Source organism: Rhodococcus sp. UNC363MFTsu5.1 (genome assembly GCF_000686785.1).
In the GTDB taxonomy this organism is placed as follows: domain Bacteria; phylum Actinomycetota; class Actinomycetes; order Mycobacteriales; family Mycobacteriaceae; genus Rhodococcus_G; species Rhodococcus_G maanshanensis.
This window is the reverse complement of sequence record NZ_JMLO01000019.1, coordinates 1-19772: the sequence shown is the minus strand read 5'-3', so window position 1 is coordinate 19772 and position 19772 is coordinate 1. Positions and strand designations below refer to the sequence as shown.

The following is a 19772-nucleotide window of genomic DNA, read 5'->3' as shown; positions in this document are numbered from 1 at the left end:
TCAGTACGTCACTTCCTGGTCGCGGCGGCGGATCGTGGTGACCTCGTCGCGCTGATTGCCGGTCGGGCCGTGGTAGTTCATCGCGAAGGACTGCTGGGCGTAGCCGCCGATCAGGTGCGAGGGCTTGATCATCAGCCGGGTCAACGCGTTGTGGATGCCGCCGCGCTTGCCGGTGCGCTCGGTGCGCGGCACGTCGACCGCGCGGTCCTGGGCGTGGTACATGAAGACGGTGCCCTCGGGCATCCGGTGGCTGACGATCGCGCGGGCGACCACGATGCCGTTGCGGTTGCTCGCCTCGATCCAGTCGTTGTCCGCCACACCGATCTTGGCGGCGTCCACGTCGGACATCCAGATGGACTGACCGCCGCGCGAGAGCGTGAGCATGTGCAGGTTGTCCTGGTACGCCGAGTGGATCGACCACTTCGAGTGCGGGGTCAGGTACCGGACGGTGACGGTGCCGCCGACCCCGTTGCCGTGGGTCTCGCCCACCGCGGGCTCGCTGAACAGTGCCGTCATGTCGAGCGGCGGACGGAAGATCGGCAGCTGCTCACCGAGCTCCGCCATCCAGTCGTGGTCGAGGTAGAAATGCTGCCTGCCGGTCAGCGTGTGCCAAGGTTTGAGCCGTTCGGTGTTGATGGTGAACGGTGAGTACCGCCTGCCGCCGGTCTCCGATCCCGACCATTCCGGCGAGGTGATCACCGGCACCGGCCTGGCCTGGGTGTCGGCGAACCGGATTCGGGTGCCCTCGTTCTCGGCGGCCAGGTCGACCAGCTCGGTTCCCGTGCGCTCCTGCAGGTGCTCGAAGCCCTGTGTTGCGAGCCGTCCGTTGGTGGTACCCGACAGTGCGAGGATCGCCTCGCAGGCGTGCTTGTCCTTTGCCAGCGAGGGCCGTCCGGCCGCGACGCCGGTCTGCACCGTTCCGTTGACGCCGCGCAGGTACTCGACCTCCTCGGTCGGGTGGGTGGTGACGCCCTTTGTCGTCAGCCCGAGCTCCTCGACCAGCGGCCCGAGCGCGCCGAGCTTCTCCGCGATCGCCGAGTAGTCCCGCTCGACGACCACGAGCTTCGGCATCGTCTTGCCCGGGATCGGCTCGCATTCACCGCGTTTCCAGTCCAGCACCCGCCCACCCGGCTGCGCGGTGGCGTCGTTGGAATCGTGGGTCAGCGGCACCGCGACGATGTCGCGCCGGGTGCCGAGGTGCTTCTCGGCCAGCCAGCTGAAGCCGCGGGCGATGCGGTGGAACGCCTCGAAGTCGGTCTTGGTCTCCCATGGCGGCGAGATCGCGGGGGAGAAGGCGTGCACGAACGGGTGCATGTCCGTGCTGGACAGGTCGTGCTTCTCGTACCAGGTGGCGGCCGGCAGCACGACGTCGGAGAACAGCGTGGTGCTCGTCATCCGGAAGTCCAGCGTGGTGAGCAGGTCGAGCTTGCCCGCGGGGGCCTCGTCCCGCCAGATCAGCTCCTCGGGCCGGATGCCCTCGGAGTCACGGGCATTGAGGTTCGAGTCGGCGCCGAGCAGGTGCTTGAGGAAGTACTCGTTGCCCTTCGCGGACGAGCCGAGCAGGTTCGAGCGCCACACCGTCAGGCAGCGCGGGAAGTTCTCGGGCGCGTCCGGGTCCTCGACGGCGAACTGCAGGTGACCGGTCTTGAGGCCGTCCACCACGTGCTCGGCGGCGTTCTTGCCCAGCCGGTCCGCCTCGTCCGCCAGGTCGAGGGGATTGCGGTTGAAGGTCGGGTAGCTCGGCATCCAGCCGAGGCGGGTGGCGAGCGCGATGTTGTCCGCGGCGGTGCGGCCCGCGAACGTGCCGTTCGCCAGCGGCGAGGACATCACCTCGGCGGTGAAGGGGTCGTAGCGCCACTGGTCGGTGGCCAGGTACCAGAAGATGGTGCCCTGCATCTGCCGGGCAGGCCGGGACCAGTCCGAGCCGAATGCGAGCGTCGCCCAACCGGTGACGGGGCGGCACTTCTCCTGCCCGACGTAGTGGGCCCAGCCGCCGCCGTTCACGCCCTGGCAGCCCGTGAGCATGGTCAGGGTCAGGAAGGACCGGTAGATCTGATCGGAGTGGAACCAGTGGTTGGTGCCCGCACCCATCAGGATCATCGAGCGGCCGCCGGACCGGTCGGCGTTGTCGGCGAACTCGCGGGCGACCCGCGCCGCGGCGGCCGCGGACACACCGGTGATGCCCTCCTGCCACGCCGGGGTGTACGGCTCCTCGGTGTCGTCGTAGCCGGTCGGCCAGTTGCCGGGCAGGTCGGGACGGCCGACGCCGTACTGGGCGAGCATGAGGTCGAACACGGTGGTCACCCGCCTGCCCGCCACCATCCGGGTGGGCACACCGCGCCGCAGCACCCCGGGTGTGGAGGTGTCGTAGCGGGGGAAATCCACGGCGACCGCGTTGGCCGCCATGTCCGGATCCTCGTGCATGGTCATCAGCGGGTCGATGCCGTGCAGGTCGAGGTTCCAGTGGCCCTTGCCGGATTCGGTGAACCGATGGCCGAGGGAGCCGCCTGGGACCACGGTCTCGCCGGTCTCCGCGTTCAGCAGCACCGTCTTGTGCTCGGCGCCCTCGGTGGTGTCACCGAGATCGGCTGCGGTGAGGAACTTTCCGGGCACATATCCGTCGCCGCGGTCCTCCAGCGTGATCAGGTACGGCAGGTCGGTGTATTTCTTGACGTAGTCGGTGAACCGCTCGGTGTCCTTCTCGACGAAGAACTCCTTGAGGATCACGTGACCCATCGCCATGGCGAGGGCGCCGTCGGTGCCGGGGCGCGCCGGCAGCCACTGGTCCGCGAACTTCGTGTTGTCGGCGTAGTCGGGCGAGACCACCACGACCTTCTGGCCGCGATAGCGGGCCTCGGTCATGTAGTGCGCGTCCGGGGTTCGGGTGACCGGGACATTGGAGCCCCACATGATCAGGTAGCCGGCGTCGAACCAGTCGGCCGACTCGGGCACGTCGGTCTGGTCACCGAACACCTGGGGCGAGGCCTCGGGCAGGTCGGCGTACCAGTCGTAGAAGGACAGCATCGCGCCGCCGATCAGCGAGATGAACCGGGTGCCGACCGCGTGGCTGACCATCGACATGGCCGGGATCGGGGAGAACCCGGCGACGCGATCCGGACCGTACTTCTTGATGGTGTGCACGTGCGCGGCGGCCACGATCTCGGCGGCCTCCCACCACTCGGCCCGGACGAATCCGCCCTTGCCGCGGGCGGACTTGTAGCGCTTGGACTTCTCGGGGTCGGACGCGATGTCCTCCCACGCGAGCACGGGATCCTTGAGGCGTTCCTTGGCATCCCGGTACATCTCCAGCAGCACGCCGCGGACATACGGGTAGCGGACCCGCGCGGGCGAGTAGGTGTACCAGGAGAACGAGGCGCCGCGGGGGCAGCCGCGCGGCTCGTACTCGGGCTTGTCCGGGCCGATCGACGGGTAGTCGGTCTGCTGGGCCTCCCAGGTGATGATCCCGTCCTTGACGTAGATCTTCCATGAGCAGGATCCGGTGCAGTTCACGCCGTGGGTCGACCGGACCACCTTGTCGTAGGACATCCGATCGCGGTAGAAGTCGTCGGACGACCGGCCGCCGATCTGGTACAGCGTGCGCAGGTCCTCGGAGGCCTCGCCGCGCTGGAAGTGTCTGCCGAACTTGAGCAGGGAATCGGCGAGGTCGGTTCCCGCGACTCCTGTTGTGCTGCCGGGCTTGGTTGAGCTTGGCATCGGTACCTCTCCGAGGATCTTCGGGCCCGCCGCAGGCGGGCCCCACTTGTTGAGCTGCGTTTGTGTGCCGGGTGCCTAGATGTCGACCATCACCATTCCGTCGACGACCCGGGCCGGGTAGGTCTGCGCCGCACCGACGCCCTCCGAGGTGCACGCGCCCGTGTCGAAGGAGAACGCGTACTGGTGCAGCGGACACATCACGACGCCGCCGTCGATCTGTCCGTCGGCGAGCGGTCCGCCCTTGTGCGGGCACACCGCGTCCATCGCGCGGATCGTGCCGTCCGACAACAGGAACACCGCCAACTGGAGACCACGGACGACGTACGCCCTGCCCTCACCCGGGGTCAGGTCGGTGACCGCGCCGAGCGTCGTCGGCGTCGCGCCTTCGGCGATCGCGGTCATCGGACCGGCACCTGGGGGAGCGGGAGCAGCGGAAGCGACGGCACGAACTGTGCGGGCGACTTCGGCTCGGTGCGTTCCTGCCACGGGTCGCGGTACCCCGCGACCGCGACCGCCATGCGCTCGTCCAGACCGGCCACGGCCCCCTCCTCGTCGCGGATCAGTATGGCCTGCAAGTGTTCCAGTCCCACTCGCGGAACCCAGGTATATGTGCGTTCCAGCCACTTCGCGTCCTCGCGGTAGTACTGGATGAAGCGGCCGGCCAGTTCGAGCACGGCGTCCGAGGATTCGACCGTCGCGAGCAGATCACCCTTGCGGATGTGGGCACCGGCCGCGCCGCCGACGTAGATCTCCCATCGGTCCTCGCCAACCGAGACCACGCCGAAGTCCTTGCACAGCGCCTCGGAACAGTTCCGCGGGCACCCCGCGACGGCCAGCTTGAGCTTGGCAGGCGTCTCGAGCCCTTGGAACCGTTCCTCGAGTGCGATCCCCAACGCGGTCGAATCGCCCAGACCGTACCGGCAGAAGTCGCTGCCGACACAGGTTTTCACCGTGCGCATGCTCTTGCCGTATGCGTAGCCCGACGGCATGTCCAGATCGCCCCACACCTTGGGCAGGTCCTCCTTGCGGATCCCGAGCAGGTCGATGCGCTGGCCGCCGGTGACCTTCACCAGCGGCACCTGGTACTTGTCGGCGACGTCGGCGATGCGGCGCAGTTGATCCGGCGTGGTCACCCCACCCTTCATCTGCGGTACCACCGAGAAGGTGCCGTCCCGCTGGATGTTCGCGTGTACCCGGTCGTTGATGAACAGCGCGCCGCGCTCGTCGACCCAGTCCGGCCCCCAGATGGTGCGCAGCAGCGAGGCCAGCGGCATCTTGGATCCCGCGTCCTCGGCACCGTCGGCGGCGAGCGCGGTGAACACCTGGGAGACCGCGCGCAGGTCCTGCTCCCGGATCACGGCGATCAGCTCGGCCTTGGTCATCGGGATGCAGGGGACGTACCAGTCGGCGGACGGATCCGGCACCAGTGCGCCACCCGCCGCGCAGGCGACGATGTCGGCCACGAGCCCCTTGCAGGAGCCGCAGCCCTTGCCCGCCCTTGTCTTCGCGATGACCTCGCCGAGCGAGGATGCACCCGCGTGCACACAGGACACGATGTCGCCCTTGCTGACCCCGTTGCAGTTGCAGACCTGGGTGTCGTCCGGCAGGTCGGCCGCGCTTGACCCCGCGCCGCCGTCGGCGAGGTCGAACAACAGGCTGAGGCGATCCTCGGGGAGCTCGATCTTGCCGTCGAACGCCTGGGTGAGCATCCCCGCCTTGCCGACCTCGCCCATCAGGGTCGCCCCGATCAGCTTGCCGTCGCGCACCACGACGTTCTTGTAGGTACCGTTGCGCGAATCGTAGAACTGGAGGAACTCGTCGTCGTCGAGTTCGGGGCCCTTGACACCCATCGCCGCGACGTCGACGCCCGCGACCTTCAGCTTGGTGGTCGAGCGTGAACCCTCATAGGCGGCTTCGGGATTCGAGCCGGTCAGGTGTTCGGCCAGCACCACGGCCTGCTCCCACACCGGGGCGACGAGCCCGTACAGCTCGCCGCGATGCTGTGCGCACTCGCCGACCGCGTACACCGAACCCTCGTCCTCGCAGCGCATCTGGTCGTCGACGACGATGCCGCGTTCGATCACCAGTCCACCCGCGCGGGCGAGCTCGGTGTTCGGACGGATTCCCGCGGTGACGACGACCATGTCGGCCGCGAGGGAGCTGCCGTCGGTGAAGGAGACGCCGGTCACCCGCCCCTGCTCGTCCCGCAACACCGCGTTGGTCCGGACCGAGGTGTGCACACCGACGCCGAGCGCCTCGATCTTGGCGCGCAGCACCGATCCGCCGCGCTCGTCGAGCTGCTGGTTCATCAGGTGGCCGGGGGAGTGCACGACGTTCACCGTCAGCCCCTGGGTGCGCAGTCCGTAGGCCGCCTCGAGTCCGAGCAGTCCGCCGCCGATGACCACCGCGGAGACATCGTCCTCGGCCTGTGCCATCTGCAGCATGCCGTTCGTGTCGGCGATGGTGCGGAATCCGAACACGCCGCGTGCGAGCCGTCCGTCGGCCTCACGCAGACCGTCCATGTTCGGGAAGAAGGTGTTGCTGCCTGTCGCCACGATCAGGACGTCGTAGTCGACCTCGCGGTCGCTCTCGCAGGTCACGGTCTTCGCGAACCGGTCGAGCCGGATCGCGCGATCGCCCGCATACAGCTTCACGCCGTTCTCCCGATACCAGCTCATCGGGTTGAGGATCAGGTCCTCGTCGTCGGTGCTGGACTCGCCGGCCAGCACGTGCGAGAGCATGATCCGGTTGTAGTTGCCGTATGGCTCGTCGCCGATCATCGTGATGTCGAACTGGTCGCCGCCGCCCCTGGCGAGGATCTCCTCCACCGTGCGGGCGCCCGCCATCCCGTTGCCGATCACAACCAGTCGTCGCATCAGAGCACCACCTGTCCGAGGTCCGTGACGGCCCCGTCGGTGCACCTGTCCACGCTGCGCAGGTACCGCCGTGTGCTCGCCATGGATCCGAGGGTGCTGCGCTCCGGTGACGAAGTGGCTGCGCAGAGGTTACGTGGGAATCAGGAAGAACTCACCGGTCCGATCCAGCACATGTCAGGACATGAATATCAGGCCAGTGATCTGGTGGGATCGGCCCCGAGGGGCGGGACCGACGCCACCGAAACGCCTCCCGGTGACCGGGAGAGACGAATCTCACAGGCCGCCGAAGCTGCCTGGTCCACGCCTGCGCAGGTAGCGCTCGAACTCGGCCGCGATGGCGTCACCGTCGATCTTGGAGATGACCTCCGAGATGTCGACCTCCGCGTCGCCGCGCTCCTCCAGTGAGCGCACGTACTCGGTGATCTCCTCGTCGTCCTTGGTCATCTCGGTGACCGACTGCTCCCACTCCTCGGCCTGGGCGGGCAGCTCGCCGAGCGGCACCTCCACGTCGAGCACCTCCTCCACGCGCTGCAGGAGCGCGACGGTGGCCTTCGGATTCGGCGGCTGCGACACGTAATGGGGGACGGCGGCCCAGAACGAGATCGCGGGCACCCCGGCCTTGACGCATTCGTCCTGGAGTACCCCGGTGATCCCGGTCGGACCCTCGTAGCGGGTCTGTTCCAGGTTGAACCGCTCGGCCGACTCCGTGCTGTACGCAGTGCCGGTGACCGGCACCGGCCGGGTGTGCGGGGTGTCGGCGAGCAGGGCTCCGAGGATGACCACGGTGGTGACGCCCAAGTCCTCGATGATCTCGAGCAGGTCGTCGCAGAAACTGCGCCAGCGCATGTTCGGCTCGATGCCGCGCAGGATCAGCACGTCCCGTTCGCTGCCGGGCGGTGAGCACACCGAGACCCGGGTTGCCGGCCACTCGATCTCCCTGGTGACCCCGTCGACCTGGCGAACCGTCGGACGATTGACCTGGTAGTCGTAGTAGTCCTCGGAGTCGAGCTCGGCAAGCGGTCGCGCATCCCAGATGAGTTCCAGGTGCTCGACGGCGCCACTGGCGGCGTCGCCCGCGTCGTTCCACCCCTCGAAGGCGGCGACGAGGATGGGGTCACGCAGCGCGGGCGCGTCGTGCTCGGACGTGACTTCGGGTTCGCTTGGACTCACCCGACCAGCCTACGACCAGGGTCCTTCAAGGGGCCCACTACTCTGGACGGCATGTCTGCCCCATTTCACTCCGCCCTGTTGGATGCGCTCTCGCAGCGCGTTGTCATCGGCGACGGTGCAATGGGAACCATGTTGCAGGACGCGGATCTCACTCTCGACGACTTCCTCGGCCTCGAGGGCTGCAACGAGATCCTGAACGAAACCCGCCCCGACGTGCTCGCGGACATCCACCGCGCCTACTTCGAGGCCGGTGCCGACGCCGTCGAGACCAACACCTTTGGCTGCAACCTGCCCAACCTCGCCGACTACGACATCTCGCACCGGATCCGCGATCTGTCCGAGCGCGGCACCCGGATCGCGCGTGAGGTCGCCGACGAGATGGGCCCCGGCCGGGACGGCATGGCGCGGTTCGTGCTCGGCTCGATGGGGCCGGGTACCAAGCTCCCCACCCTCGGGCACGCGCCGTTCGCGGTGCTCCGCGACGCGTACACCGAGTCCGCCCTCGGCATGATCGAGGCGGGCGCCGACGCCATCCTCGTCGAGACCTGCCAGGACCTGCTTCAGGTCAAGGCGGCGATCATCGGCAGCCAGCACGCCATGGAGAAGCTCGGCCGCCGGATCCCGATCATCACCCACGTCACCGTCGAGACAACGGGAACCATGCTGCTCGGCAGCGAGATCGGCGCCGCGCTGACCGCGCTCGAACCGCTCGGCATCGACATGATCGGTCTCAACTGCGCCACCGGGCCCGCGGAGATGAGCGAGCACCTGCGGCACCTGTCCAAGCACTCGACGCTGCCGGTGTCGGTGATGCCGAACGCCGGACTCCCGGTGCTCGGCGCGAACGGCGCCGAATACCCGCTCACCGCACCGGAACTCGCGGATGCGCTGAGCGGCTTCGTCTCCGAGTTCGGGCTCGGCATGGTCGGCGGTTGCTGCGGAACCACCCCCGAGCACATCCGTCAGGTCGCCGAGGCGGTGCGGACGGTCGAGAAGGCCACGCGCAACCCGGTTCCCGAGGGCGGCACCTCGTCGCTGTACGCCGCGGTCCCGTTCGAGCAGGACGCCAGCATCCTGGTGATCGGTGAGCGCACGAACTCCAACGGCTCCAAGGCCTTCCGTGACGCGATGATCTCCGGGGACTTCGAACGGTGCATCGACATCGCGAAGGACCAGACCCGCGACGGCGCGCACATGCTCGACCTCAACGTCGACTATGTCGGGCGCGACGGCGCCGCCGACATGACCGAACTCGCGAGCAGGCTCGCGACCGCCTCAACGCTGCCGATCATGATCGACTCGACGGAACCGGACGTGATCCGGGCCGGCCTCGAGCACCTCGGTGGACGGTCCGCGGTCAACTCGGTGAACTACGAGGACGGCACCGGGCCGGACTCGCGGTTCCAGAAGATCATGCGGCTGGTCAAGGAGCACGGCGCCGCCGTCGTCGCGCTGACCATCGACGAGGAGGGCCAGGCGCGTACCGCCGAGCACAAGGTGCGGATCGCGGAGCGGCTGATCGAGGACATCACCGTCAACTGGGGCCTCGACGAGTCCGACATCATCATCGACGCGCTGACCTTCCCGATCTCCACCGGTCAGGAGGAGGTGCGTAAGGACGGGATCGAGACGATCGAGGCGATCCGGCAGCTGAAGGCGGCGCACCCCCGCATCCACTTCACTCTCGGCATCTCGAACATCTCGTTCGGCCTCAACGCCGCCGCCCGACAGGTGCTCAACTCGGTGTTCCTGCACGAGTGCACGGAGGCGGGCCTGGACACCGCGATCGTGCACGCCTCCAAGATCCTGCCGATGGCGCGGATCCCGGAGGAGCAGCGTCAGGTCGCGCTCGACCTGGTCTACGACCGCAGGAGCGAGGGCTACGACCCGCTGCAGAAGCTGATGGAGCTGTTCGAGGGCGTGTCCGCGGCCTCGGCCCGCGAGACCCGGGCACAGGAGCTCGCCGGACTGCCGCTGTTCGAGCGGCTCGAGCGGCGCATCGTCGACGGCGAGCGCAACGGACTCGAGGCCGACCTCGACGAGGCGATGACCGAGAAGCCCCCGCTGGAGATCATCAACGACACGCTGCTGAACGGCATGAAGACCGTCGGCGAGCTGTTCGGTTCCGGACAGATGCAGCTGCCCTTCGTGCTGCAGTCCGCCGAGGTGATGAAGGCGGCCGTCGCGTACCTCGAGCCGCACATGGAGGCCACCGACGAGGACGGCAAGGGCCGGATCGTGCTGGCAACCGTCAAGGGCGACGTGCACGACATCGGCAAGAACCTGGTCGACATCATCCTGAGCAACAACGGCTACGAGGTGGTCAACCTCGGCATCAAGCAGCCGATCGCGACCATTCTCGATGCCGCGATCGACAAGAAGGCCGACGTGATCGGCATGTCCGGGCTGCTGGTGAAGTCCACCGTGGTGATGAAGGAGAACCTGCAGGAGCTCAACGCCAAGGGCGTCTCCGAGCAGTTCCCGGTCCTGCTCGGCGGCGCGGCACTCACGCGGACCTATGTCGAGAACGACCTCGCCGAGATCTACGAGGGCGAGGTCTCCTACGCGCGCGATGCCTTCGAGGGCCTGCGGCTGATGGACACCATCATGACCACCAAGCGCGGCGGGGGACCGGACCCGGACAGCCCGGAGGCGTTGGCAGCCAAGGAGAAGGCCGCGGAACGCAAGGCGCGGCACGAGCGGTCCAAGCGAATCGCCGAGGCGCGCAAGGCCGCCGAGGTCCCTGTCGAGGTGCCGGAACGGTCCGATGTCGCCACCGACATCGGGGTCCCGACGCCGCCGTTCTGGGGCAGCCGCATCGTCAAGGGCATCTCGCTGGCGGACTACTCCGGACTGCTCGACGAGCGGGCGCTGTTCCTGGGCCAGTGGGGCCTGCGCGGGCAGCGGGCCGGTGACGGGCCGACCTACGAGGAGCTGGTGGAGACCGAGGGCAAGCCGCGGCTGCGCTACTGGCTGGACCGGCTCAGCACCGACGGCATCCTCGCGCACGCCGCGGTGGTGTACGGCTACTTCCCTGCGGTCTCCGAGGGCGACGACGTGGTGGTGCTCTCCGAGCCGACTCCCGATGCGCCGGAGCGGTTCCGATTCACCTTCCCGCGTCAGCACCGGGACCGGTTCCTGTGCATCGCCGACTTCGTGCGTTCGCGCGAGGAGGCGCGCCGCACCGGCCAGGTCGACGTGCTGCCGCTGAACCTGGTGACGATGGGCCAGCCGATCGCGGACTTCGCGAACGAGCTGTTCGCCGCGAACTCGTACCGGGACTACCTGGAGGTGCACGGCATCGGTGTGCAGCTCACCGAGGCGCTCGCTGAATACTGGCACCGCCGCGTTCGCGAGGAGCTGGTGCTGGCGGGTGGACACAACCTCGCCGAGCAGGATCCGGAGGACGTCGAGGAGTACTTCAAGCTCGGCTACCGGGGCGCCCGTTACTCGTTCGGCTACGGCGCCTGCCCCGACCTCGAGGATCGCGCAAAGATGGTGGCCCTGCTCGAGCCGGAGCGGATCGGCGTGGTGCTGTCCGAGGAGCTGCAGCTGCATCCCGAGCAGTCGACGGACGCGTTCGTGCTGCACCACCCCGAGGCCAAGTACTTCAATGTCTGAGGCCTCGACGTTCGAGGTGTCGATGTCGGTATCGGGTCCAGACCTCAAGGCCGTGCTCTGGGACATGGACGGCACCCTGCTCGACTCCGAGAAGCTCTGGGACGTCGCCATGCACGAGCTCGCGGCCGAACTGGGCGGGGTGATGACGGCGAGCACCCGGCAGGCCATCATCGGCGCCTCCGGGCCCGATGCGCTGGCGACCATCTTCGGTGCACTCGAGCTCGACCCGACGGCCGCCGCCCTCGCGGATGCCGCGGCGTGGATGAACGCCCGTGTCACCGAGCTGTTCTCGCTCGGCATCCCGTGGCGGCCGGGCGCGCAGGACGCACTGCGCATCGTGCGCGAGAGCGGGCTGTGCACCGCGCTGGTGACCAACACCGAGCGGGTGCTGGCCGAGCAGGCTCTGGACACGTTGGGGCGGGCGCACTTCGACGTCACCGTCTGCGGCGACGAGGTTCCCCGCGGCAAGCCCGAGCCGGATCCGTACCTGCGCGCGGCGGAGCTGCTCGGCATCGCTCCCGAGCACTGCCTGGCGGTCGAGGACTCGCCGACCGGTTCGGCGGCCGCTGAGGCGGCGGGCTGCGCGGTGCTGGTGGTGCCGTGCGAGGTCGCGGTGCCGATCGGACCGCGCCGGGTGCACCGGGAGAGTCTCGAGGGGATAGGGGAGTCGGGGTTCGCCGCGGTGTGGCGGACCGTGCACGCCTGAGGGCGGGCTCGAGCTCCTCGATCTGCTGGCCGAGTGGGGAGTCCCTTCACGCCCGTGAAAGAATCGTGACCCGTGAAGACCTTCGATTCGCTGTTCGCCGAGCTGACCGACCGTGCCGCCACCCGTCCCGAGGGCTCCGGCACCGTGGCCGCGTTGGACGCGGGCGTCCATGCGCAGGGCAAGAAGGTGCTCGAGGAGGCGGGTGAGGTGTGGATCGCCGCCGAGCACGAGAGTGACGAGTCGCTGTCCGAGGAGATCTCCCAGCTGCTCTATTGGGTGCAGGTGCTGATGGTCGGGCGTGGGCTCAAGCTCGAGGACGTCTACCGACATCTGTGAGTCGCGCTCCGCACCGACTCCACACGTCCTCTGGCCACCCTCTCGCCACTTCCGGAAGGAACACCCCATGCTGCGCGTCGCAGTACCCAACAAGGGCTCGCTGTCCGAGTCCGCCGCCGAGATCCTCGACGAGGCCGGCTACCGCCGCCGCACCGACTCTCGCGATCTGACCGTCCTCGACCCGTCGAACCAGGTCGAGTTCTTCTTCCTCCGTCCCAAGGACATCGCGATCTACGTCGGGTCGGGCGAACTCGACCTCGGCATCACCGGTCGCGACCTCGCCCTCGACTCCGGAGCCCCGGTCTCCGAGCGGCTGTCCCTTGGATTCGGTCGTTCGAGCTTCCGCTACGCGGCCCCCGCGGGCAAGGACTGGTCGCCCGCCGACCTGGCCGGCCTGCGGATTGCCACCTCGTACCCGAACCTGGTCCGGCGGGACCTCGCCGCCCGCGGCATCGAGGCCACCGTCATCCGTCTCGACGGCGCCGTGGAGATCTCGATCCAGCTCGGTGTCGCGGACGCCATCGCCGACGTCGTCGGTTCCGGCCGCACCCTGCGTCAGCACAACCTGGTTGCCTTCGGCGAATCCCTCTGCGACTCCGAGGGCGTGCTGATCCAGCGCGAGGGCTCGGACGGCACCGACAAGGCCCGCAACCAGCTGATCGCCCGCGTGCAGGGCGTCGTCTTCGCACAGCAGTACCTGATGCTCGACTACGACTGCCCGCGCGGACTGCTCGACGAGGCGCTGCGGATCACCCCCGGCCTCGAGTCGCCGACGATCTCGCCGCTGGCCGACGAGGGATGGGTCGCGATCCGCGCGCTCGTGCCGCGCAAGGTCAGCAACGACGTGATGGATCAGCTCGCCGAGATCGGCGCCAAGGCGATCCTGGCCTCCGACATCCGGTCCTGCCGGGCCTTCTGACGCCCGCGCGTCGTCCGCTTGGAGGAGACCCGAACGGCCCCGGTCACACCCGCGTGTGACCGGGGCCGTCGCGTTCCGCGGTCAGTACAACCGGCCCTCGTGCAGCGCGCGGTCGAACGCCGGGATGGGCCCGCCGTCGCGGAGGATCGTCGCGATGGCAGGCTCGGTCAGGTGCAGTCGCCCGATCGCGACCAGGTCGAACTCCTCGTCCTCGAACCGCCGCATGAGCCCGTCGAGATCGGCCGGCCCCGGCGTGCCCGCGTCGCGGAGGGACCTGTCGAGGCCGACGCTGCCGACAGCCATGCTGATCGCGCCGGTCAGCTTCTTGGCCCAACCGGCCAGCGTCAGCTCGCTGCCCTCGAACGCGGGGACGTCGAACCGTCGGATGCTCGCGTCGAGCACGTCCACACCGGCCTCGACCAGCGCGTTCAGGACGAGACCGAGCTCGTCGGGGGTGTTCGCGATACGCGCCCCGTAGTCCTGCTGCTTGTGCTGCGAGAACCGGTAGAAGATCGGCAGATCGGGACCGATCTCGCGCCGGATCGCCCGTACCACCTCGACCGGGAACTGCGCGCGCCGACGCAGGTCGCCGCCCCAGCTGTCGTTGCGCCGGTTCGTCGACTCCCACAGGAAGGCGTCCAGCAGGTAGCCGTGCCCGGCGTGGATCGCGATCCCGTCGAACCCGACGTCGACCGCGTTGCGGGCCGAGCGCACGTAGGCGTCGATGACGTCCGCGATGTCGTGCTCGGTCATCGCCGGGGTCGGCGTGCTCGCCCGCGCGATGTAGTCGTCCGGATAGACGGTCTTCCCGACCTGCCCCCACAGCCCGGAGGGGCGCATCGGCGTCGATGCCGGATCCACCGCACTCATGGCGCCCCACAGCGGACCGACATGCCACAGCTGGGGAATGATCCGGCCGCCTGCCGCGTGCACATCCTCGATCACGGTGCGCCACCCCGTCAGGGCCGATTCACCGTGCAGGCGGGGGACTCTGGGGCTGTCGACTGCGGTCGGGTGGTCGATCGCCACGCCCTCGGTGATCAGCAGGCCGGTGCCGCCCTCGGCACGCCTGCGGTAGTAGGCGGCCACGTCGGGGCCGGGAACCCCGTCCGGCGAATGCTCTCGTGTCATGGGGGACATGACGATTCGGTTCGGCAACGCCAGCGACCGGACCTGCAGCGGGACGAAGAGCGGGTTCACAGCGCCTGCAGGTAGTCGAAGAAGCCCTCGGTCACGTCCTCGCGCAGGCGGGTGAGCTTCCGGTAGCTGATCAGCCAGCGGCCGTTCACCTTCCGGTACTCCTCGTGGTAGTGCCCGTAGCCGTGCAGATGCTCCTCGTGGTCGCCGTTGGTCCACCACAGCTTGTCCTCCATCGCCCAGATCCCGCGGGCCGTCTGGTCGGAGGTCAGCTCGATCTCGGGGGTGTGGCCGTGGTGCACGGTGGTGACCGCGGTCGGCCCGCCGAGCAGCGTGCTGATCGCGCGGGTCAGTTTGTCCTTGCCCACCACGCGGTTCGAGGTGCCCTCGGTCTGCGGCTGCTTGTCTCCCGGCAGGCCGCCCCACGTCTCGGAGACCACGTCGTCGGTGTGCAGCGTCGGGTAGATGTCCCATTGCTTGGTGTCCATGCAGCGCAGGCGCGCCGCGAAGGTGCGCTTGATCTGCTCGATCGCCAGGAGTTGTTCGGGAACTGAGAGTGTGAGCTCGGATTTCATGGCAACACGCTGTCAGCGGTTTCTCGCGCGGGCAATTCATCCTTCCGATGAGCGGACTGAGGCCAGGTCAGGGCCCGGGCCGCGTCGCTCCGGTGAGGTCGAAGTAGTGTGCGATCGCCGCGGCCGCCATCCGTACGGGCGCCGCATGCCGATGGTCGAACTTCAGCCGGTTCATCGGTCCGCTGACCGACAGGCCGACCTCCGCGCCGCCGAGCGAGCCGACACGCGCTCCGATGCAACCGAACCCGGCGGCACAGGTGCCGAAGGAGACACCGGTCCGGCGTCGGTTCCGCTCGTCGTGGCCGTCGGGCGCCGCCCGGTCGGGCAGGGGTGTGGCCGCGAGCAGCGCCTTGCCTATCGTCGACGACTGTGCGGGTATGCGCGCCCCGACCCGCGTCTGCAACTGGGGCGCCGCCGCACCGCCCACCTTCTCGAGGTAGAGGACGTCCTTGCCGTCGAGAATGCCGAGATGCACGACGTGGCCGGTCACCAGGTGGAGTTCGCGCAGTAGCGGCGTCACCACCCGGTCGACACTGCCCCGGTACAGCGACAAGGCCCCGAGTTCGGCAAGGGTGTCTCCGAGTTCGTACTCGACACCCGTGCGGCGGAGCCATCCCATCCGGACCAGTTGGTCGAGCATCCGGAGGGTGCTCGTTCGGGGTATGCCGGTACTGCGGGACAGCTCCGTCAGACTGAGCCGCGACGCGCTGCGAAAGCTGTCCAGGATCAGGGCCAGCCGATCGAGGCCGGAGGTGGGCAGGCTCGTCCCCGAGCCGTCTCCGATCGACATTCGTATCTCCTCCCGTGCGACCTCGCGGCTGCGTCGCAGACGGACCACCGGGCGGGTGCAGGCACCGTCATCTCACCGCGGGGCGAGGCGCGAGGCCAGGGGTGCGTCCGCTCAGTGAGATGGGGCGGGTCACCCATTTCCTGATCCGTCCCGGAGAACCGATCCAGGCGCTGCTGGTCTCGTCGCCGGGGTGCGAGAGCTTTCTGACCAGCGCCTATTCCGGTCAGCGGGTGCCCGAATTGAGACAGGTTCCCAAGGTTGGGAAGGTCACCTCGCGCCGTGATCGTGATCACATCGACCTCGCCGCGGCTGACATCGCGAATGCACCAGGCAAACGAAAGGACCAACCGTGACCATCGAGGAATCCGACGAGATCCGCATCATCGACGAGGGCACCCCGCCCGCTCGCTTCGCACGAGGTTGGCACTGCCTCGGGTTGGTGGAGGAGTTCCGGGACGGCGCACCGCATTCCGTGGAGGCGTTCGGGACCAAGCTCGTGGTGTTCGCCGACAGCAACGGTGACATCAAGATTCTCGACGCCTACTGCAGGCACATGGGCGGCGACCTGAGCCAGGGCACCGTCAAGGGTGACGCGGTGGCCTGCCCGTTCCACGACTGGCGCTGGGGTGGCAATGGCAAGTGCACCGGCATCCCCTATGCACGCCGGGTCCCCCCGTTGGCTCGCACCCGCACCTGGCAGACCATGGAGCAGGACGAACTGCTGTTCGTGTGGAACGACCCGGAGGGCAACCCGCCGCCGCCGGAGGTCGCGATTCCCGCCGTGCGGTCCGCGGATGCCGAGTGGACCGAGTGGCAATGGAAGTCGATCGTCATCGAGACCAACTGTCGCGAGATCATCGACAACGTCGTCGACATGGCGCACTTCTTCTACGTGCACTACTCGTTCCCCACCTATTTCAAGAACATCTTCGAGGGCCACGTCGCGATCCAGGAACAGGCGGGCGTGGGTCGCGAGGACATCACCGAGTGGACCGATCCCGACGTACCGAAGCTGGTCGGCCACCGCTCGATCGCGGCGTACCACGGGCCGTCGTTCATGATCGACGACCTCGTCTACGAGTACGACAAGTACAACGTTGAGTCCGTCCTGATCAATTGCCACTACCCGATCTCGCCGGACAGGTTCGTGCTCATGTACGGCATCTCGGTGAAGAAGACCGAGCAGATCCCGGCCGAGATCGCCGATCAACTGGTGGACGCGATGATCGGTTACATCGGGGTCGGGTTCGAGCAGGACATCGAGATCTGGAAGAACAAGACCCGGATCGACAACCCCCTGCTGACCACTGAGGACGGACCGGTCTATCAGCTACGCCGCTGGTACGAGCAGTTCTACGTCGACGTCGCCGACATCACCCCGGACATGGTGGACCGCTTCGAGTTCGAACTCGACACCACCAAGCCGGTCGAGGCGTGGAGGCAGGAAGTCGCCGACATTCTGGCGCGCCGCGCTGCCGAGGAGATGTCGGTCTGATGCGGCACGTCGACTGTGCGCGGTGCGGGGTCGAGGTCCTTGCCGAGAAGAACAGCTGGCAGCACACCAGCGTCCAGTGGAACACCGCCCGCCCCGACGCGGTCTGCCACGAGTACCGGAACGATCCGTCGCTGACGCTGCGCGGCGCACGGGTGGGGCGCTGCGCCGCACTGCGCGAGTCGATCGCCGCGGCCGCCGTCGACGGACGTATCCCCGTCTCCGAGTGACCACCGAACAGAAAGAAGTGAGACAACGATGATCGACAAAGACCGATACGGACCCTGGGCCTTCGTCGCAGGCGGCTCGGAAGGCGTCGGCGCCGGGTTCGCCGAGGAATTGGCAAAGGCCGGACTGAATCTCGTGCTGTTGGCCCGCAAGCCCGGCCCGCTCGAGGCGACCGCGGCCAAGGCGCGAGCTCACGGAGTCGAGGTGCGCACCCTCACCGTCGACCTCCTGGCCGAGGACGCTGTCTACCAGATCCAGCGGGCAACAGCGGATCTCGAAGTGGGACTGCTGATATTCAACGCCGGTGCCAACACCTACGGCCACGAGTTCGTCACCGGTGATCTCGACGCCTGTCGAAAGGTGCTCACGCTCAACATCGATCGCCAACTCGAGCTCTCCCAGATCTTCGGTGCGCCGATGCGCGGGCGCGGCCGCGGCGGCATCATCCTGCTCGGCTCGCTGGCCGGATTCGTCGGCGCCGAGCACATGAGCATCTATGCGGCAGCCAAGGCATTCAGCCGCGTCTTCGCCGAGGGACTCTGGCTCGAGATGACCGAACACGGCGTCGACGTGCTCGAGCTCGTCCTCGGCGTCACCCGGACACCGGCCATGGAACGTGCCGGGCTCGACTTCGACCTGCCCGGCCTCAACGCATCGGACCCGTACGACGTTGCCCGAGAGGGACTCGGGCATCTCACCGACGGACCGATCTGGGTTGCGGGCGGGAACTACGAACTGGCTTCCAACCGTGCAGGATTCCCGCGCGGTGAGATCGTCAGGGCGGCCTCCGACGAGGCCCGCGCGATGATGGGGCGCCGATGACGGAGATGGCAGACCCGGGATTCGAGTCTCGGTTGCTCGTGCTCGAGCAACGCCTTCGGCTGCTCGAGGACCACAACGCGATCATGCGGCTCATGTACTCCTACGGCCCGAGCGTCGACAGCGGCCTCGCCGGCGTGGTCGGTGGCCTCTGGACCGAAGACGGCGTCTACGACGTCGACACCGGGCGGATGGACGGCCGAGGCGAGATCGAGTCCATGGTCCGGACACACCCGCACCAGGGCTTCATCCAGCAAGGGTGCGGGCACATCATGAGTCCCGCACACATCACCGTCGAGGGCGACACCGCCGTCGCGGTGTGTCACACCCAGCTGATTCTCCGGCAGCTCGACGGCAACGGTTATCAGGTCAGCCGGGTCACGGCCAACAGATGGGAGCTGAAGCGCACTCCGGACGGGTGGCGGGTCACGACGCGGACCAGCCGAATTCTCGACGGGCAGGAGGAATCGCGAGCGATCCTCGCGAGCGCCTTCCGACACGCGTAGGGAGTCCTGCTGCAGCGAGACGGGTAGGCCGCGCGGCCTACCCGCCTCGCCGGCTATCGGGGCCGGACCTGCACCGTCTGGTTGACCCGTCCGTCCGGACCGGACTCGTCGTGCAGCACGCCAGCGCACATGCCGACGCCGTCTGGGCCGTACTAGGTCGCCGACGGACCTCCGGGCGGGCGAGGCACCGTGATCCAACCGCGGGGCGAGGCGCGAGGCCAGGGGGGCTTCCGCTCAGTGGGATGTTTCAGACCAACTGGTCTATTCTGATCCCGGGGGGAATCCGACGGCGCGCCACGGGTTTTCGGCTGCCGGCCGCCTCTCGCCATGATCGTGCTCACATCGAACAAAGCCGGGCTGACATCTCGAATGCGCCAGGCAGCGAAAGGACCACTGTGGACATCGGGGAATCCGACGAGGTTCGCATCATCGAGGAGGGCACCGCCCCCGCCCGCTTCGCTCGGGGGTGGCATTGCCTGGGGCTGCTGGAGGAGTTCCGGGACGGCGCACCGCATTCCGTGGAGGCGTTCGGGACCAAGCTCGTGGTGTTCGCCGACAGCAACGGTGACATCAAGATCCTCGACGCCTACTGCAGGCACATGGGCGGCGACCTGAGTCAGGGCACCGTCAAGGGCGATTCGATCGCGTGCCCGTTCCACGACTGGCGCTGGGGCGGCAACGGCAAGTGCTCCGGCATCCCTTACGCCCGCCGGGTTCCCCCGCTGGCCCGCACCCGCACCTGGCAGACCATGGAGCAGGACGAGCTGCTCTTTGTCTGGCACGACCCGGAGGGCAACCCGCCGCCGCCGGAGGTCGCGATCCCCGCCGCGCGGTCCGATGATGCCGAGTGGACCGAGTGGCAATGGAAGTCGATCGTCATCGA

Annotated in this window: 17 protein-coding genes and 1 pseudogene; 10 read left to right on the top strand and 8 right to left on the bottom strand. The window is 68.1% G+C overall.

Going from position 1 to position 19772, the window contains the following annotated elements; all coding sequences use genetic code 11:
* The 4 genes from BR31_RS0115995 to BR31_RS0115980 form a co-directional block, all read right to left on the bottom strand.
* Window positions 1-3714 carry a nitrate reductase subunit alpha gene (locus tag BR31_RS0115995; protein WP_027501845.1) on the bottom strand — a complete coding sequence of 1238 codons (3714 nt, stop codon included), beginning with the start codon at window positions 3712-3714 and terminating at the stop codon, window positions 1-3.
* Window positions 3715-3789: 75 nt separating this feature from the next.
* Window positions 3790-4116 (bottom strand): Rieske (2Fe-2S) protein, encoded by a 327-nt coding sequence (locus BR31_RS0115990; protein ID WP_027501844.1) that lies wholly within the window; start codon window positions 4114-4116, stop codon window positions 3790-3792.
* Window positions 4113-6590 (bottom strand): nitrite reductase large subunit NirB, encoded by a 2478-nt coding sequence (gene nirB / locus BR31_RS0115985; RefSeq protein WP_037176901.1) that lies wholly within the window; start codon window positions 6588-6590, stop codon window positions 4113-4115. The genes BR31_RS0115990 and nirB overlap by 4 nt, the downstream gene beginning before the upstream one ends.
* 273 nt (window positions 6591-6863) lie before the next feature.
* Window positions 6864-7760, bottom strand: a complete 897-nt coding sequence (locus tag BR31_RS0115980; protein ID WP_027501842.1) for a PAC2 family protein — start codon at window positions 7758-7760, stop codon at window positions 6864-6866.
* A gap of 51 nt (window positions 7761-7811) precedes the next feature.
* Here BR31_RS0115980 and metH point away from each other — a divergent pair, with 51 nt between their 5' ends.
* From metH to hisG, 4 genes are all read left to right on the top strand, one after another.
* On the top strand, window positions 7812-11381 hold the full coding sequence (metH, locus tag BR31_RS0115975; protein ID WP_027501841.1) for a methionine synthase: 3570 nt from the start codon (window positions 7812-7814) through the stop codon (window positions 11379-11381).
* Between the two features lie 22 nt (window positions 11382-11403).
* Window positions 11404-12087 (top strand): HAD family hydrolase, encoded by a 684-nt coding sequence (locus tag BR31_RS0115970; RefSeq protein ID WP_027501840.1) that lies wholly within the window; start codon window positions 11404-11406, stop codon window positions 12085-12087.
* Window positions 12088-12159: 72 nt separating this feature from the next.
* Window positions 12160-12423, top strand: coding sequence for a phosphoribosyl-ATP diphosphatase (locus tag BR31_RS0115965; protein WP_027501839.1), 264 nt, complete (start codon window positions 12160-12162; stop codon window positions 12421-12423).
* 67 nt (window positions 12424-12490) lie between these two features.
* The gene (hisG, locus tag BR31_RS0115960) at window positions 12491-13342 is read left to right on the top strand and encodes an ATP phosphoribosyltransferase (RefSeq protein WP_027501838.1); all 852 of its coding nucleotides are present in this window, start codon (window positions 12491-12493) and stop codon (window positions 13340-13342) included.
* A gap of 81 nt (window positions 13343-13423) precedes the next feature.
* Here hisG and BR31_RS0115955 read toward each other — a convergent pair whose 3' ends face one another.
* From BR31_RS0115955 to BR31_RS0115945, 3 genes are all read right to left on the bottom strand, one after another.
* Window positions 13424-14482, bottom strand: a complete 1059-nt coding sequence (locus BR31_RS0115955) for an oxidoreductase (protein WP_231496515.1) — start codon at window positions 14480-14482, stop codon at window positions 13424-13426.
* 56 nt (window positions 14483-14538) lie between these two features.
* Window positions 14539-15054 carry a nuclear transport factor 2 family protein gene (locus BR31_RS32280; protein WP_027501836.1) on the bottom strand — a complete coding sequence of 172 codons (516 nt, stop codon included), beginning with the start codon at window positions 15052-15054 and terminating at the stop codon, window positions 14539-14541.
* Window positions 15055-15121: 67 nt separating this feature from the next.
* Complete coding sequence (locus tag BR31_RS0115945) at window positions 15122-15844, bottom strand: IclR family transcriptional regulator (RefSeq protein ID WP_027501835.1); 723 nt, start codon at window positions 15842-15844, stop codon at window positions 15122-15124.
* A 119-nt stretch (window positions 15845-15963) separates the two neighbouring features.
* Between BR31_RS0115945 and BR31_RS0115940 the strand changes: the two genes are divergently transcribed.
* Genes BR31_RS0115940 through BR31_RS0115920 form a run of 5 tightly spaced genes read left to right on the top strand, consistent with a single transcriptional unit; the run spans window position 15964 to window position 18889 of the window.
* Window positions 15964-16197 (top strand): hypothetical protein, encoded by a 234-nt coding sequence (locus BR31_RS0115940; protein ID WP_027501834.1) that lies wholly within the window; start codon window positions 15964-15966, stop codon window positions 16195-16197.
* Window positions 16194-17339, top strand: a complete 1146-nt coding sequence (locus tag BR31_RS0115935) for a 3-ketosteroid-9-alpha-monooxygenase, oxygenase component (RefSeq protein ID WP_027501833.1) — start codon at window positions 16194-16196, stop codon at window positions 17337-17339. Before BR31_RS0115940 ends, BR31_RS0115935 begins: the two co-directional genes overlap by 4 nt.
* Window positions 17339-17566 (top strand): hypothetical protein, encoded by a 228-nt coding sequence (locus tag BR31_RS0115930; RefSeq protein WP_037176898.1) that lies wholly within the window; start codon window positions 17339-17341, stop codon window positions 17564-17566. The genes BR31_RS0115935 and BR31_RS0115930 overlap by 1 nt, the downstream gene beginning before the upstream one ends.
* 28 nt (window positions 17567-17594) lie before the next feature.
* Window positions 17595-18386, top strand: coding sequence for an SDR family NAD(P)-dependent oxidoreductase (locus tag BR31_RS0115925; RefSeq protein ID WP_027501831.1), 792 nt, complete (start codon window positions 17595-17597; stop codon window positions 18384-18386).
* The gene (locus BR31_RS0115920; protein WP_027501830.1) at window positions 18383-18889 is read left to right on the top strand and encodes a nuclear transport factor 2 family protein; all 507 of its coding nucleotides are present in this window, start codon (window positions 18383-18385) and stop codon (window positions 18887-18889) included. The genes BR31_RS0115925 and BR31_RS0115920 overlap by 4 nt, the downstream gene beginning before the upstream one ends.
* Before the next feature lie 53 nt (window positions 18890-18942).
* Here BR31_RS0115920 and BR31_RS32275 read toward each other — a convergent pair.
* Window positions 18943-19038, bottom strand: a pseudogene (locus tag BR31_RS32275) (thioesterase family protein); the annotation flags it as partial.
* Between the two features lie 246 nt (window positions 19039-19284).
* Here BR31_RS32275 and BR31_RS0115915 point away from each other — a divergent pair.
* Window positions 19285-19772: Rieske 2Fe-2S domain-containing protein (locus BR31_RS0115915; RefSeq protein ID WP_027501913.1), on the top strand; the 488-nt coding region annotated here is incomplete at its 3' end.

Bases quoted from the DNA above. Each gene is read 5' to 3' on its own strand.
- BR31_RS0115995 (WP_027501845.1), bottom strand. From the start codon at position 3,714: ATGCCAAGCTCAACCAAGCCCGGCAGCACAACAGGAGTCGCGGGAACC.
- BR31_RS0115990 (WP_027501844.1), bottom strand. From the start codon at position 4,116: ATGACCGCGATCGCCGAAGGCGCGACGCCGACGACGCTCGGCGCGGTC.
- nirB (WP_037176901.1), bottom strand. From the start codon at position 6,590: ATGCGACGACTGGTTGTGATCGGCAACGGGATGGCGGGCGCCCGCACG.
- metH (WP_027501841.1), top strand. From the start codon at position 7,812: ATGTCTGCCCCATTTCACTCCGCCCTGTTGGATGCGCTCTCGCAGCGC.
- BR31_RS0115970 (WP_027501840.1), top strand. From the start codon at position 11,404: ATGTCGGTATCGGGTCCAGACCTCAAGGCCGTGCTCTGGGACATGGAC.
- hisG (WP_027501838.1), top strand. From the start codon at position 12,491: ATGCTGCGCGTCGCAGTACCCAACAAGGGCTCGCTGTCCGAGTCCGCC.
- BR31_RS0115955 (WP_231496515.1), bottom strand. From the start codon at position 14,482: ATGTCCCCCATGACACGAGAGCATTCGCCGGACGGGGTTCCCGGCCCC.
- BR31_RS32280 (WP_027501836.1), bottom strand. From the start codon at position 15,054: ATGAAATCCGAGCTCACACTCTCAGTTCCCGAACAACTCCTGGCGATC.
- BR31_RS0115945 (WP_027501835.1), bottom strand. From the start codon at position 15,844: ATGTCGATCGGAGACGGCTCGGGGACGAGCCTGCCCACCTCCGGCCTC.
- BR31_RS0115940 (WP_027501834.1), top strand. From the start codon at position 15,964: ATGGGGCGGGTCACCCATTTCCTGATCCGTCCCGGAGAACCGATCCAG.
- BR31_RS0115930 (WP_037176898.1), top strand. From the start codon at position 17,339: ATGCGGCACGTCGACTGTGCGCGGTGCGGGGTCGAGGTCCTTGCCGAG.
- BR31_RS0115925 (WP_027501831.1), top strand. From the start codon at position 17,595: ATGATCGACAAAGACCGATACGGACCCTGGGCCTTCGTCGCAGGCGGC.
- BR31_RS0115920 (WP_027501830.1), top strand. From the start codon at position 18,383: ATGACGGAGATGGCAGACCCGGGATTCGAGTCTCGGTTGCTCGTGCTC.